This is a genomic window from Acidovorax sp. BoFeN1 (assembly GCF_003345135.1).
Taxonomy (GTDB): Bacteria; Pseudomonadota; Gammaproteobacteria; order Burkholderiales; family Burkholderiaceae_C; genus Acidovorax; species Acidovorax defluvii.
Genome location: NZ_QOZT01000089.1, coordinates 1 through 14,659, shown reverse-complemented (window position 1 = coordinate 14,659; position 14,659 = coordinate 1). Strand labels below are relative to the sequence as shown.

Genomic DNA, 14,659 nt, shown 5'->3' with positions numbered 1-14,659 from the left:
GGGGGTGGGAGTTGGGTCGGCAATCATGATGCGATTTAATCACGGCTCCGATGCAATTGCAACGACCTGGAGGCGTGGGCGTGGCTACTGGGGGCCGCTTCAGAAAACGGAAGAGATCGTGCGGTAAGCCGGAATCGCCGAAAATTCCGCCTTGAGTTGTACGGCAATTTGCCGTATCATTGGATCAGGAGGACAAAGCCATGCCCGTCGCCATCTCTACCGCCCGTCTCGAAGCCCGAATCAGCACCGATCTGCATTCAATGCTCAAGCGTGCCGCTGAACTTCAAGGCCGCACCATGACCGATTTCGTTGTGTCCGCCGTCCAAGACGCAGCGCAACGCGCCATTGAGCAAGCGGAAGTTATCCGGCTTTCGCTGGCCGATCAGGAATGCTTTGCACAAGCGCTGCTGTCGCCGCCGCTACCGGCTCCAGCTCTGGAACGTGCCTTTGCCCGTCGCAGCAAGCTCTTGCGCGCTGAATGAGCGGTGCACCGTTCCGGCTCGCGTCGCTTGATGCCGGGCATGACCGCACCGCGTTCAACAGCGATTCGGAGCCGCTGAATCGCTACCTGCGCGAGCAAGCCACCCAAGACGTTCGCCGCCGCGTGGCTGCTTGTTTCGTGGCTTTGGCAGATGGGTCGCGCATCGCTGGCTATTACACCTTGGCCTCGGCAAGCCTGCTGCTGGCCGATCTTCCGGCCAGCACCGTCAAGAAACTGCCGCGCTATCCGACCGTGCCAGCCGTTCGGATGGGCCGCTTGGCTGTCGATCAGGCTTTCAAGAGCCAAGGTCTAGGTGGTGCTCTGTTGGCCGATGCGCTCGACCGTGCCGCCCGTTCGGAGATTGCCGCCTTCGCCCTGATGGTGGACGCCAAGGACGAGGCGGCAGCGGCTTTCTACCGGCATCACGGCTTCATTGCCTTGCCAGACTCGCCGCTTACCCTGTTCTTGCCGCTGGCTACCGTCCTGCGTTCTTGAAACTCGCCGTTCCAAGCCGTTTGAATTGAGAACGGTTTTCGAGAACACCCCAGCCACGTCGACGCCACGCCGCGCCATCTTCTCAGCAAGGCTTCTCGCAGACCATCGTTTGCGAGAAGCCTTAGCGTACGATTTTTTCCGTTTTCTGAAGGGGGGTGCGGACGAAAACTTGGACTACTAGAAGGTAGTTCATGTATTCCTACGAAGACCGAATCCGAGCCGTTGAGCTCTACATCAAGCTCGGCAAACGCACCAGCCCGACCATCCGTCAGCTGGGTTACCCAACCAAGAATGCATTGAAGGGGTGGTACCGCGAGTATCAGCAGCGGCTCGACCTGCCGCTGGGATATGCCCGTCGGGAGCCGAAGTTCTCGCAGGGCCAGAAGGCAGCGGCCATCGAGCACTACCTCACACATGATCGATGCATCGCTGCCACCATGAGGGCGCTGGGCTATCCAGGGCGTGGAACGCTAACCAAGTGGGTCCGCGAGGCATTCCCTGAAGCCAGGATGGCCCTTGTCGGCAGTGTGGGCCAGCGAAGATATCCCGAGAGCTTGAAGCACGCGGGAGTGATGGAGCTTTGCACCCGGCAGGAAAGTGCACAGGCTGTTGCCGACAGGCTCGGCGTGTGCCGGCCAACGTTGTACAACTGGAAGAACCAGCTTCTGGGGCGTGAGGCACCCGCATCAATGAAACACACCGATCGATCACCGCAGGCGCAAGAGCGTGAAGAGCTCGAGCGCCAAGTTGAGATACTGCGCCACGAAGTCAGGCAACTGCGCCTTGAGCAGGACCTCTTGAACAAGGCCAATGAACTGTTAAAAAAAGGCCTGGGCGTCGATCTGCAGCTCCTGTCCAACCGGGAGAAGACACTGCTGATTGACGCCCTCAGGGAGCACTATGGCCTGCCAGAGCTCCTTGCACAGTTGAGTCTTGCGCGTAGCTCGTACTTCTACCATCGGGCCCGCGCGGCAATCGGAGACAAGTACGTGAGGGTGCGCCAGTCCATCACCGAGATCTTCGAGTCCAATCACCGCTGCTATGGCTACCGCAGGCTGCAAGCCTCACTGGCCAGAGAGCAAGGCCCGATCTCCGAGAAGGTGATACAGCGGCTGATGAAGCAAGAGAGCCTGGTCGTTGCAAAACCCAAGAGGCGTCGGTATGCGTCTTACCTGGGCGAGATCAGCCCGGCACCAGAGAACATCATCAACCGTGACTTCCAGGCAGCAGCCCCCAACAAGAAATGGCTGACCGACATCACGGAGTTCCAGATCCCTGCAGGCAAGGTCTACCTGTCGCCGATCATCGATTGCTTCGACGGGATGGTGGTGAGCTGGACCATCGGCACGAGTCCGGATGCAGAGCTGGTCAACACCATGCTGGATGCAGCCATCGAGACCGTCACAGAGACAAGCGATCGACCAGTGGTCCACTCAGACCGCGGAGGTCACTACCGCTGGCCTGGCTGGCTATCCAGAATGAGCGAGGCCAAGCTCACCCGCTCGATGTCCCGCAAGGCCTGCTCGCCTGACAACGCAGCGTGCGAGGGCTTCTTCGGTCGGTTGAAGAATGAACTGTTCTATCCTCGGGACTGGAAGAGCGTCACAGTTGAGCAGTTCATTGAGGTGCTCGACGACTACATCCGTTGGTACAACGAGAAGCGGATCAAGATCTCCCTGGGGGCCCTCAGCCCGATCGAATACCGGGTGAGCCTTGGACTTGCGGCATAAAACCAGTCCAAGTTTTTATCCGCACCCCCGAAAGTCCTTGAACCGGTCACCTGCACCGTCTGGCCCGGTGTAGCCCTCGCCCCGGTACTGGGCCTCCCCCAGCTTGAAGCGCTGGATCATGGTACCCATGGCGCCGTCGAGGATGACGATGCGTTGGGCGAGGATGTTGGGAAGCTGCTGGGCGCGGGTGTAGGTGATCTGCTGCATGGCGCAATTGTAAGAAGCGGCGGTTCAGGGCGCCGCTGGGGCCTCTTCGGCAACGGCACGCAAGGCCAGCAGCGAATCGATCAGCAGCGTCAGCGCCGGATGGCGGTGCGCGTTGCGCCGCGCGATGAGTTCGTACGGCTCGCTGCGCGACTTGAGCCGCAGCGGCAGGCGGGCGACCATGCCGTGCTGGCAGACGTAGTCGGCCACGTCGTCCGACACCAGGGCCACCAGATTGGGGTTGTGGCTCAGCAGCGAAAGCGTGGCCAGCGCGGATGTGGTCTCGATCAGATGCGTCGGAAATGACAGGTTCTCTTCGAAGAATTCGCGCTCCAGCGTGCGGCGCATTGGCATGTGCGCGCGGTACACCACCCAGCGGCTGGCAGACAGATCTTGCAGCGTGATCGATGCCAGGCCCGCCGCCGGATGCGCCTGGTGCGCGATGACGGCGAGAGACTCATCCTTGACCACGACAGTGTCGTACAGGTGGGGTTTGGGACTGACCGACGAGCGGCAGATGGCCGCGTCCAGCCGCCCCTGGTCGATGAGCGCGAGCAGACTTTCGCTGGTGTCCTCGACGATCTCCACCGAGATGTCCGGCTGCTGGTCCATCAGCTGCGTGAGCGCCCGCGTCAGGAGCGGCACCGCGCCCATGATGGTGCCTACGGCAATGCGGCCACCTGCGCCACTGGCGATGGCGCTCAGCTCCTGCTGCAAGTGGCTGATGTCGGACTGGATCAGCCGCGCGAAGCGCACCGCGCAGGTTCCCGCTTCCGTAGGCACAAGCCCGCGGTTGGTGCGCATGAAGAGCGGCGCGTTGAGCGTGGACTCCAGCTCCTTCAACGCCTTGCTAGCCCCGGGTTGCGTCAGCCCCACGCGGTCCGCCGCCGCCAGCAGCGAGCCCTGCTCCGCCACCGCGATCAGCAACCGCAGCTGCCTGGCATGCAGACGCGACATCACAGAGTTGAGGTTGTAAGGGCCCTGCATTGACTTGGAGTTATAGCTATATCGATAACGGTTAGTTTATTCGACGTCGCCTCACTTATAGACTTCTGCGATTGACGGATGAATATGAAAATTCTTGATATCAGGAGATAAACGATGGCGATGATCAACTACGTGACGGAAATCCGCTTCGGCGCGGGCAGTGCCGCTGAGCTGGCACAGGTGTGCCAGGCACTCGGCTTCAAAAAGCCGCTCTTCATCACCGACAAGGGCGTGGTTGCGGCGGGGTTGATCGAGCGCATCCTTGCCGTGAACGACCTGCCGCACTTTCACGTGTTTGACGGCACGCCCTCCAACCCCACCGAGGCGGCGGCGCGCGAAGGGGTGGCAAGCTTCCATGAAGCAGGCTGCGACGGCATCATCGCCGTGGGTGGCGGCTCGTCCATCGACCTCGCCAAGGCCGTGGCCGTGTCGGCCCGCCATCCGGGGCCGCTGCGCCAGTTCGCGCTGATCGAGGGCGGGCTTGCCCGCATCACGGCGGCCACGGTGCCGGTGGTGGCCATTCCCACTACGGCGGGCACGGGCAGCGAGGTCGGGCGCGGCGCGATCATCATCCTGGACGATGGCCGCAAGGTGGGCATCATCTCGCCCTACGTTATCCCCAAGGTGGCGCTGTGCGACCCGACGCTGACCGTGGGCCTGCCACCGGGCCTGACGGCCGCCACCGGCATGGACGCCGTGGCGCACTGTATCGAGACCTTCCTCGCGCCCAGCTTCAACCCGCCCGCCGAAGGCATCGCCCTGGACGGCCTGCGCCGCGCCTGGAAGAACATCGAAACCGCCTTCCACGAGCCAAGCGACATCGAGGCCCGCACCAACATGATGAGCGCGTCGCTGCAGGGTGCGCTGGCCTTTCAGAAAGGCCTGGGCTGTGTGCACAGCCTCAGCCATTCGCTGGGCGGTATCGACCCGCGCCTGCACCACGGCACCCTCAATGCGGTGCTGCTGCCGGCGGTGGTGCGCTTCAACCGCGAATCCGACACGGTCGTGCGCGACGAGAAGATCGACCGCCTGGCGCAGGCCATGGGCCTGCCGGCGCATGCGTCGGTGGAGGACGCGATCCAGGACATGTCCCGCAGGCTCCGGCTCCCGGCCGGCCTGGGCGCGATGGGCGTGACGGCCGACCTGACGCCGCGCATTGTCACCGGCGCGCTGGCTGACCACAGCCACAAGACCAATCCGCGCGAAGCCAGCGCCGACGATTACGCGCGCCTGGTCGAAGCGGCGATGTAGGCCGCAGCGCCCGGCCGTGCTTCGAAGAAGCCTTCGAACCGCCGCGCCTCTCGGTCATCCGCCAGACATTTCCAATTTTCAGACAGGCCATGGTGAACCTGACCAGTGGGTTTCGCCACGCCGCTCATAGATCGAATGACATGCAGCCCATCCCCGCACCTCTGACCCGTCGCCGCACCTTTGCCTATATTGGCGCTTACGCGAGCATGCTCTCCATCGGCTCGTCTGCGCGCGCTTCCGATCCGGACTACCCCGACCGGAGTGTCGAGCTCATCGTGCCCTACGCTGCGGGCGGTGGCACAGACGCCGTGGCTCGATCCTTCGCTGACGTATCGCGCAAGTATTTCCGCCAGAGCATCATTGCGGTGAACAAGCCAGGCGCGAGCACGTCCATCGGCACGATGGAAGTCATCAACGCGCGGCCCGATGGCTACAAGATCGCGTTGGTGACAGTCGAGCTGACCTTCCTGAACAGTCTGGGGATCGCCCGGTTCACGCATGACCGCCTGGTGCCGATCGCACGGCTGAACTACGACCCCTCCGCCATTACCGTCCGCGCAGATTCGCCATGGAAGACCATTGAGGAATTTCTCGCTGCCGCGAAGAAATCGCCCGGGGAGATGCGTGTTGGAAACGCTGGCCCGGGCTCGATCTGGAACCTCACGGCCTCTGCACTCGAGGACAAGGCACAGGTACGCTTCAATCAAGTGCCTTACCAGGGAGCAGCCCCTGCCGTCCTGGCGCTCATGGGTGGGCATATCGACGCAGTGGCGGTCAGCCCGGCCGAAGTGGGAACCTACGTGGCAGCGGGCAAGCTGCGGTTGCTCGCCGTCATGGCTGAAAAACGCATTCCCGCGTTTGCCGAGGTGCCGACATTCCGGGAGCGGGGCGTCGATCTGGTGCTGGGCGTTTGGCGGGGCCTGGCCGCGCCCAAGGACACCCCTCCCAAAGTCCTGCAGACGCTGCGGGACATGGCGGCGAAGACCGCGCAGGATCCCGCCTTCCTGGCAACGCTCCAGAAGCTCAATCTGGGCTATGCCTATGCCGATGACCGCGTCTTCGGGGCACAGTGGAGCAGCGACAGCACCTACTTCAAGAGCCTCATCGCAAAGCTGAACATGAAGCTCGGTTGACATGCGGAACGCACCGTAAGACCCGTTGCCGCACAGACGATGCCGCCTGGCACGGCCCGAGGGCCCAGGCGGCACGTCGTTCCGCGCGAGGCAAGCCCTATCGATGGCGCGCAACTGCCCGAAGCGGACATGTGGCGCTGCCCACGCGCTCGCCACCGGGCGGCCTGCGATGCACCCCGGCCTGCCCAGTGCCTTTTCCGTTGTCCTCCTTCCATCACGAACCCGCCATGACCTTAATCACCCCCCTCACAGGCAAGATGCTGATCGGCGCCGACGCGGTCGCCGGCACCGACGGAGGCCAGCGTGCCTTCAACCCCGCCACGAATACCGAGATCGCCGAGCCGCATTTCGGCTTCGGCACCCCCGGCGATGTGGACCGCGCCGCCCGCCTGGCGGCCGCGGCCTTCGACGAATACCGCGCGCTGCCACTCGCGCGCCGCGCCGACTTCCTGGAGGCCATCGCCGACCAGATCATGGCGCTGGGCGATGCGCTGCTGGAGCGCGCCCATGCCGAAACCGGCCTGCCGATGGCCCGCCTGACGGGCGAGCGCGGCCGCACCGTGGGCCAGCTGCGCCTGTTCGCCCGCGTGGTGCGCGACGGCCATTTCCTGCACGCCACCATCGACCCCGCCCAGCCGCAGCGCCAGCCAATGCCGCGCGCGGACCTGCGGCTTGCCAAGGTGCCGCTCGGCCCCGTGGCGGTGTTCGGCGCCAGCAACTTCCCGCTCGCATTCTCGGTGGCCGGGGGCGATACGGCCTCGGCCCTCGCCGCCGGCGCGCCCGTGGTGGTGAAGGCGCACGGCGCCCACCTGGGCACGTCCGAGCTGGTGGGCCGTGCCATCCAGAACGCGGTGCGCGAGCAGGGCCTGCCCGAAGGCGTGTTCTCGCTGCTGATCGGCGCCGGCCGCAGCATCGGCGAGGCGCTGGTGGCCCATCCCGCCATCAAGGCCGTGGGCTTTACCGGCTCGCGCCAAGGCGGCCTGGCCCTGGTGGCCATCGCCAACCGCCGGCCCGAGCCGATTCCCGTCTATGCCGAGATGAGCGCCATCAACCCGGTCTTTCTGCTGCCCGCCGCCCTGGCGCAGCGCGCTGACGCCATAGGACATGCTTTTGCCGACTCACTCGTCATGGGCGCCGGCCAGTTCTGCACCAACCCCGGCCTGGTGCTGGGCATCGACGGACCGGATCTGGACCGATTCGTGCAATCCGCGGCTGAGGCCCTGGAACGCAAGAGCGCGCAGACCATGCTGACCGCTGGCATCCATGGCGCCTACCGCAGTGGCGTGGAGACGATGGCCGCCACGCCAGGCGTGCAGCGGGTGGCCGAGGGCCAGACTGCGAGCACCTTACACAACGCCGCGCAGGCCGCGCTGTTCATCACCGACGCCCGTACCTTGATGGAGCAGCCTGCGCTGTCGTCCGAGGTTTTCGGCCCCGCATCGCTGGTGGTGCGAGCGAAGGACGCGGATGAGCTGATCGCCGTGGCCGAGCAGCTGGAAGGCCAGCTCACCGCCACCCTGCATCTTGAAGACGCGGACCATCCGCTGGCCCGCCGCCTGCTGCCGGTGCTGGAGCGCAGGGCCGGCCGGTTGCTGGTCAACGGCTTCCCGACGGGCGTGGAGGTGTGCCATGCCATGGTGCACGGTGGGCCGTATCCGTCGACTTCCAACGCGATGTTCACCTCGGTGGGCGCCAGTGCCATTGACCGCTTCCTGCGACCCGTGTGCTACCAGGACCTGCCCGACGCCCTGCTGCCCGAGGCGCTGCAGCAGGCCAACCCGCTGGGCCTCTGGCGGCTGGTCGACGGCGCGCCCGTCCGCGCATGACGGCCATGCCACCGGCAGCCGCCCTCGCACCCTCCGACCTGCTGGCCCGACTCAAGGAGATCGTCGGCGGCGGCCATGTGCTGACGGGCGATGCGTCCACGCGCCGCTACCGCAGCGGCTTTCGCTACGGCGGCGGCGACGTGCTGGCCGTGGTGCGCCCCGGCAGCCTGACGCAGCTGTGGCGCGTGCTGCAGGCCTGCCACGCGGCGGGCACTATCATCCTCTGCCAGGCCGCCAACACAGGCCTCACGGGCGGCTCCACACCGATGGAGGGCGGCTACGACCGCCCGGTAGTGCTCATCAACATGCTGCGGCTCAAGCAGCTGGACCTGCTGCAGCGCGGCGAGCAGGTGCTGGCGCAGCCCGGCGTCACGCTCGAACAGCTCGAACGCAGGCTCAAGCCGCTGGGCCGCGAGCCGCATTCCGTGATCGGGTCGAGTTGCATCGGCGCCTCGGTGACAGGCGGCATCTGCAACAACTCCGGGGGCTCGCTCATCCGGCGCGGTCCTGCCTTCACGCAGTTCTCGCTCTTCGCTTGCATCGACGAGGACGGCCAACTGCGGCTCGTCAACCACCTGGGCATGGCACTCGGCGACGATCCCGAGCAGATCCTCGCCAACCTGGAGAGTGGCCGTTTCGCTCGCGACGACCTGCCGGCCGAACCCGGCCGCATGGCCTCTGACCGCGAGTACTCGCAGCATGTGCGCGACATCGATTCCAGCGAGCCAGCACGCTACAACGCCGACCCGCGCCGCCTCTACGAGGCCTCGGGCTCCGCCGGCAAGATCGCCGTCTTCGCGGTGCGCCTGGACACCTTCGCGGCGGATACGGACACCCGCGTGTTCTACATCGGCACCAACCAGCCGCGCGACTTCGCGGACCTGCGCCGCCACATGCTGGCCCGCTTCGCTTCCCTGCCCGTGGCGGCCGAGTACATGCACCGCTCGGCCTACGATCTGAGCCGCACCTACGGCAAGGACCTGTTCGTCTACATCCGCAAACTGGGCACCGCGCGCGTGCCGCTGGCCTTCGCGCTCAAGAGCCGTTTCGACGCGCTCGCCGGGCGCTGCGGGCTGGGGCGGAACCTGGCCGACCGCCTGCTGCAGCGGCTCGCCAACCGGATGCCCGAACACCTGCCTGCGCGCATGAACGCTTTTCGCGACCGCTACGCGCACCACCTACTGCTGAAGGTAAGCGACGCGGGCATCGAGGAAACGCGTGCCTATCTGCAGACCTTCATGGCCGAACGCCCGGAGGCAGGCTTCTTCGAATGCAATGAAGAGGAGGCCGGCGCGGCCTTCCTGAACCGCTTTGCCGTCGGCAACGCCACCAACCGCTACCGGGCGGTGCATGCCGACACGGTGGAAGACGTGGTGGCGCTGGACATCGCGCTGCCGCGCAATGCGCTGGACTGGTTCGAGATCCTGCCGCCGGAGCTGGCTGCGCAGGTCGAGCAGCCCATGTACTGCGGACATTTCTTCTGCCACGTGATGCACCAGGAATACCTGGTGAAGAAGGGCGTGGACTGCGCGCAGTTCAAGGAGCGCGTGCTGGCGCTTCTGGACGCGCGCGGCGCGAAGTACCCGGCCGAACACAACGTCGGTCACATCTACCGCGCCGACCCGGTGCTCGAGGGCTTCTACCGCAGCCTGGACCCGACCAACACCTTCAATCCCGGCATCGGCCAGACCTCGACGCGGTATCGCTGGCGGGCGGTGTGCTGCGACGAGCATCGCGAGCCGCCCGGCCGGTGATACCGCGGTCCTTCGGGCCGGGCCCTGGCGGTCCGGCCCTTTTTTTGCGTCCGGCCCGCGCCCGTTCCGACCCGAGCGCTAGCCAAGAAGAAACGGCCTGAAGACCTCTTGCGAGTCTTCAGGCCGTGAGCCCGGGGCGCCGCAGCGCTCCCGTCGACCGGCGCAGGCTCGTGGGCCCGGCGTCAGCCGTCACCCATGGAACCAGCGCGCAGGCCCCGTGACCAGGATCGGGAAGAAGATCATCAGGAACATGACCGCGAACTCGGCCAGCATGAAGGGCAGCACGCCGCGCGTGACATCGTCCATGCGCATCTTGCCCACGCCGGCCACCACGTTCAGCACCACGCCCACGGGCGGCGTGATCAGGCCGATGGAGTTATTGATGATGAACATCACGCCGAAATACACCGGATCGATGCCCGCCGCGTTGACCACCGGCATCAGGATGGGCGTGAGGATCAGGATGGTGGGCGTCATGTCCATCGCCGTGCCGACGACCATCACCAGCACCATGATGGCGGCCATCAGCAGAATCTTGTTGCCCATGAAGGGCTCCAGCAGGCCCACCACCTTGGAGGGCAGGTCGGCCACGGTGATGAGCCAGGCGCTCACCATGGCGGCGGCGATCAGGAACATCACGATGGCGCTGGTCTTGGCAGCACCCACGAAGACGCGGTAAAGCTGGCGCAGCGTGAGTTCGCGGTACACGAAGGTCGCCACCACGAAGGCATAGACTGCGGCCACCACGGCGGCTTCCGTCGGCGTGAACACGCCCATGCGCAGGCCGACGAGGATGATGATCGGCAGCAGCAGCGCCCAGCTGGCCTCGCGCGCAGCGGCCAGGACTTCGCGCATGGACTTGCGCGGCGGCGGCTGGATCATTTCACGCCGCACCAGCCAGGCCCAGGTCACCCACAAAGCACCGCCGATCAGCAGGCCCGGCACGATGGCCGCCATGAACAGCTTGGAGATGGACACGTTGGCCGCTACGCCGAAGATGACGAGCCCGATGCTCGGCGGGATGACCGGGCCGATGACGCCTGTGGCTGCAATCAGGCCGCCAGCCTGGGCCTTGTCGTGCCCGGCCTTCACCATCATGGGGAGCAGCAGTGCCGTGAGCGCCGCCGCGTCAGCCACGGCCGAACCGGACAGCGCGGACAGCAGACAACCGGCCATGATGGTCACGTAGCCCAGGCCGCCGCGCACGTGGCCGACCAGCGACAGCGCCAGGTTGACGATGCGTTTGGACAGCCCGCCCACATTCATGATTTCGCCGGCCAGCATGAAGAAAGGCACGGCCAGCAGCGGAAAACTGTCGGCCCCGCCGATCAGGTTCTGGATGAATCGCCCCGGATTCCCTAGACACTTTTGAGCCGTTGGGAATGGCGTCTTTCGAACTCTACCGGAGATATATCTCCGGCGGTTCCGTGACGCCTCTTTGGGTTATAGAACATCTCGATGTAGTTGAAGACATCGGTCTTTGCGGCATCGCGCGTTGAATAGACTTGGCGACGAATGCGCTCGCGCTTGAGCAACTGGAAGAAGCTCTCGGCCACGGCGTTGTCGTGGCAGTTGCCGCGACGGCTCATGCTGGAGATCAGGTTGTTATCGCGCAGGAAATCCTGCCAGTCATGCCCAGTGAACTGACTGCCCTGATCCGAATGCACCGTGACGGACTGCTTGGGCCGACGACGCCACAGCGCCATGACCAGTGCATCGAGTACCAGGCCGGTATCGATGCGACTACCCATGGACCACCCAACGACCTGGCGCGAGAACAGATCGACCACCACGGCCAGATACAGCCAGCCCTCATGGGTGCGGATGTAGGTGATATCGGTCACCCAGCACTGATTGGGTTCGGCCACGGTGAACTGGCGCTGCAGGTGGTTGGGGGCGACGACAGCTGGCTTGCCACCACGCACGCCGGGGCGGCGCCGGTAGCCGGTCTGCGAACGCAGCCCTTCGAGTTTGAGCAGTCGGGCAACGCGGTGCTTGCCGCAGGTCTCGCCCAGATCGCGCATGTCCAGCGTGAGCTTGCGGTATCCGTACACACCACCGCTCTCCAGCCAGGCGTGCTTGAGCAAACCCAGCAGCCGATGGTCGTCCTGAGCCCTTGGGCTCGCGGGTTCGGCCTTCCAGGCGTAGTACCCGCTGGGGTGCACGGTCATGACCTCGCACAGACGTCGCACGCTGTGTTCATGTTCGTGCCGCTTGATGAATGCGTACTTCACCCGGACTGTTTGGCAAAGTACGCTGCGGCCTTTTTTAGGATGTCGCGCTCCTCGGTCACGCGTTTGAGCTCGGCCTTCAACCTGCGCAACTCGTCTGTCTGCGATCCCTGGGCTTGCCGCTCACCCCCGGGCACTCGATGGGACTTGATCCACTGATACAAACTGTGCTGGCTGACCCCGAGTCGGGCCGACACGTCGGCCACCTTGTGGCCTCGCTCAGTGATCTGCTTGACCGCTTCGGTCTTGAACTCTTCCGGGTATCTCTGTTTACTCATGGAACCTCCTATTGGACCTCAGGTTTGAGGCTCAGAGGTGTCTAGGCAACCCGGGGCGATTCAATCACCGCTGTCACGTTCCATTAAGGAGCTGGAGGACGAGCTGGGCGCACAGCTCTTTACCCGCACGACACGAACTACTCAGTTGACCCGCGCAGGCAGGGTATTTTTGGAGCGGGTGCCCCGTATTTTTGCTGCGCTGGAGCAGGCATGCGAGGGTGTGCGCTCGGTGGGCAATGGATTTCACGGCCAGTTGCGCATTGCCTTATCCGACGGCATCACGCCTTCGCGCTTGCCCACCCTGCTCGCGCGAAGTCGGGAAGAAGAACCCGAGGTGGAGATCCGCCTCTTTGAAGTGCCTCTTGACCAGCAGATCAGGGGCTTGCATGAAGACCTGTACGACGCTGGCTTTTCGATGGCGGACGAGGTGGGCTCTGGCATCGTGGCCATCCCCGCATGGACAGACGAATTGATGGTGGCCTTTTCTTCGCGCCACCCCTTGCTGGAGCACCGGCGTATTCCGCTGGAGGCCGTGTTGCAACATCGGCTGGTCTTGGGCGATCCGGCCGCATGCCAGGGGCACACTCGACAGGTAGATCGCATTCTGCAAAGGCGGGATGAGGAGTTGCTGATCCTCCAGCGTGTCGCCACGTTCGACGTGATGATGGCCCTGGTGTCCGCAGGGCTGGCGGTGGGCCTGGCTGGTGCTGCGCATATCGCATCCAGTCGCGAGCCTGGTGTTGTTGCCCGGCACTTGGCGGGAACGCCGCCCATGCTCACCACCTACCTGCTTCGCCGTGATACGGAGCCATCCCACATGCTCGCCCGATTTATGGAGCGTGTGGTCCATATGGACTCGGCCAATGGCGGAACCGAGGCCGGCGATGTTTGAATTTACGACTGGAAGGATTGCAGCCATGAACAAGATCGTGATGCCCTTGCTTGCTGTTGTGCTGACGGCCTGCGGCCCTGCCAAGCCTACGGAAACCGTGGATGAGTTGGTGGCGAACCCCGCACGCATCAAGGAAATCCAGCGCCTGTGTAAAGAAGATCGTGCGAAGGTCGGCGATGAGCTTTGTTTGCGCGCTGCAGCTGCCGCTGAACGGCGCTTCTTCGGAGAGCGGCCTGAACAGAAGAAGACTCAGTAGCTCAGGCCCGGCACGCCTCTGGGTCGCGCCATCGCGACAAGTTGCGTACTGTTACCTCGATACGCCGCAGCGCTTCATGGCCTGCGGCGTTTTTATTGTGTTTTCTACAGCAAGAACTATGGCTTTTTGAGCCTTAATCTCTGCGGTTTCCGTCTTTGACCTGCACTCCTCAGGGCATTGATCCTCATGCGTGCGGCACGTTGTTGTGCCGTGATCGGAGGATGGGTAGTGCAAGGGACGAACGTGCTGTTCGGTCAGATCGCCGTGGTATTCGGCATCGTGATCGCCGGAGTGTGGGGCGCCACACAATGGACAGCAGCCGCCCTTGGCTACCAACTACGCCTTGGCTCGCCCTGGTTTGATTTCTTCGGCACGCCGGTCTATCACCCTTGGCGGCTGTTCGAGTGGTGGTTCTTCTTCGACGCCTACGTGCCACGCGTGTTCGACACCGGCGGCGCCATCGCGGGCGGCAGCGGTCTTGTCGCCGTGCTGGTGGCGATTGGCATGTCGATCTGGCGCTCGCGGCAATCGCGCCTGGTCACGACCTACGGCTCGGCTCGCTGGGCGAACGCGGATGACATTCGCAAAGCCGACCTCACACAGCCGGCCGGCGTGTTCCTTGGCCAGCACAACCGTCAGTACCTGCGGCATGAAGGGCCGGAACACGTCCTGACCTTCGCGCCCACGCGCTCGGGCAAAGGCGTCGGTCTGGTAGTGCCGACGCTGCTGTCTTGGCCGGCCTCGGCCGTCATCCACGACATCAAGGGCGAGAACTGGCAGATCACCGCCGGCTGGCGCAGCCGATTCAGCCACTGCCTGCTGTTCAACCCGACTGATGCGCAGTCGGCGGCCTACAACCCGCTGCTGGAGGTGCGACGCGGCGCGCATGAAGTGCGCGACGTTCAGAACATTGCCGACATTTTGGTTGATCCCGAAGGCGCGCTGGAGAAGCGCAACCATTGGGAGAAGACCTCGCACGCGCTGCTGGTCGGGGCCATCCTGCATGTGCTCTACGGGGTCTCCTCGTTTTCAGTGCAATAAGTGACGGTACGAAAAGCTAGCACTGGCGCGGAGGTGGTGTTGGTAGATCGTTGATTTCATTGACTTTCCTGTTCACTTTCAAATCTGCGATTCGTGGCGT

Annotated in this window: 10 protein-coding genes and 4 pseudogenes; 10 read left to right on the top strand and 4 right to left on the bottom strand. The window is 64.4% G+C overall.

The annotated features are described in order from the left end of the window. The first annotated feature begins 200 nt into the window (after positions 1-200). The 3 genes from DTW89_RS16160 (at position 201) to DTW89_RS16150 (ending at position 2,706) form a co-directional block, all read left to right on the top strand. On the top strand, positions 201-482 hold the full coding sequence (locus DTW89_RS16160; RefSeq protein ID WP_067511936.1) for a type II toxin-antitoxin system TacA family antitoxin: 282 nt from the start codon (positions 201-203) through the stop codon (positions 480-482). Then, positions 479-976: a GNAT family N-acetyltransferase gene (locus tag DTW89_RS16155; protein ID WP_086926369.1), complete on the top strand. Its 498-nt coding sequence runs from the start codon at positions 479-481 to the stop codon at positions 974-976. The genes DTW89_RS16160 and DTW89_RS16155 overlap by 4 nt, the downstream gene beginning before the upstream one ends. Positions 977-1,167: 191 nt before the next feature. After that, complete coding sequence (locus tag DTW89_RS16150; protein WP_114656680.1) at positions 1,168-2,706, top strand: IS3 family transposase; 1,539 nt, start codon at positions 1,168-1,170, stop codon at positions 2,704-2,706. A 30-nt stretch (positions 2,707-2,736) separates the two neighbouring features. Here DTW89_RS16150 and DTW89_RS16145 read toward each other — a convergent pair. Together DTW89_RS16145 and DTW89_RS16140 are read right to left on the bottom strand one after the other, a co-directional pair. Then, positions 2,737-2,913 (bottom strand): annotated as a pseudogene (locus DTW89_RS16145) (homocysteine S-methyltransferase family protein); the annotation flags it as partial. A 24-nt stretch (positions 2,914-2,937) separates the two neighbouring features. After that, positions 2,938-3,867 (bottom strand): LysR family transcriptional regulator, encoded by a 930-nt coding sequence (locus DTW89_RS16140; protein WP_198314747.1) that lies wholly within the window; start codon positions 3,865-3,867, stop codon positions 2,938-2,940. A gap of 144 nt (positions 3,868-4,011) precedes the next feature. Between DTW89_RS16140 and DTW89_RS16135 the strand changes: the two genes are divergently transcribed. The 4 genes from DTW89_RS16135 (at position 4,012) to dld (ending at position 9,861) form a co-directional block, all read left to right on the top strand. After that, complete coding sequence (locus tag DTW89_RS16135) at positions 4,012-5,148, top strand: iron-containing alcohol dehydrogenase (protein WP_087743179.1); 1,137 nt, start codon at positions 4,012-4,014, stop codon at positions 5,146-5,148. 140 nt (positions 5,149-5,288) lie between these two features. Beyond that, a complete protein-coding gene (locus DTW89_RS16130; RefSeq protein WP_069104361.1) occupies positions 5,289-6,281 on the top strand; it encodes a tripartite tricarboxylate transporter substrate binding protein in 993 nt (330 codons plus the stop codon). A gap of 227 nt (positions 6,282-6,508) precedes the next feature. Beyond that, positions 6,509-8,107, top strand: coding sequence for an aldehyde dehydrogenase (NADP(+)) (locus DTW89_RS16125; RefSeq protein WP_114656679.1), 1,599 nt, complete (start codon positions 6,509-6,511; stop codon positions 8,105-8,107). Further along, positions 8,104-9,861, top strand: coding sequence for a D-lactate dehydrogenase (gene dld, locus DTW89_RS16120; RefSeq protein ID WP_114656678.1), 1,758 nt, complete (start codon positions 8,104-8,106; stop codon positions 9,859-9,861). Before DTW89_RS16125 ends, dld begins: the two co-directional genes overlap by 4 nt. Before the next feature lie 189 nt (positions 9,862-10,050). Here the strand turns inward: dld and DTW89_RS16115 are convergent. Continuing rightward, positions 10,051-11,199, bottom strand: a pseudogene (locus DTW89_RS16115) (TRAP transporter large permease); the annotation flags it as partial. 20 nt (positions 11,200-11,219) lie between these two features. Next, positions 11,220-12,370, bottom strand: a protein-coding gene (locus tag DTW89_RS16110; RefSeq protein ID WP_114656677.1) for an IS3 family transposase whose coding sequence is annotated in 2 segments (ribosomal slippage) — positions 11,220-12,124 and positions 12,124-12,370 — 1,152 coding nt in all. Because the reading frame shifts where the segments join, the coding sequence is not laid out codon by codon here. 61 nt (positions 12,371-12,431) lie between these two features. Between DTW89_RS16110 and DTW89_RS16105 the strand changes: the two are divergent. From DTW89_RS16105 to DTW89_RS16095, 3 genes and pseudogenes are all read left to right on the top strand, one after another. Then, a pseudogene (locus DTW89_RS16105) lies at positions 12,432-13,262 on the top strand (LysR substrate-binding domain-containing protein); the annotation flags it as partial. Between the two features lie 25 nt (positions 13,263-13,287). Further along, on the top strand, positions 13,288-13,518 hold the full coding sequence (locus tag DTW89_RS16100; RefSeq protein WP_092701002.1) for an EexN family lipoprotein: 231 nt from the start codon (positions 13,288-13,290) through the stop codon (positions 13,516-13,518). Between the two features lie 228 nt (positions 13,519-13,746). Further along, positions 13,747-14,532, top strand: a pseudogene (locus tag DTW89_RS16095) (type IV secretory system conjugative DNA transfer family protein); the annotation flags it as partial. Positions 14,533-14,659 lie beyond the last annotated feature (127 nt).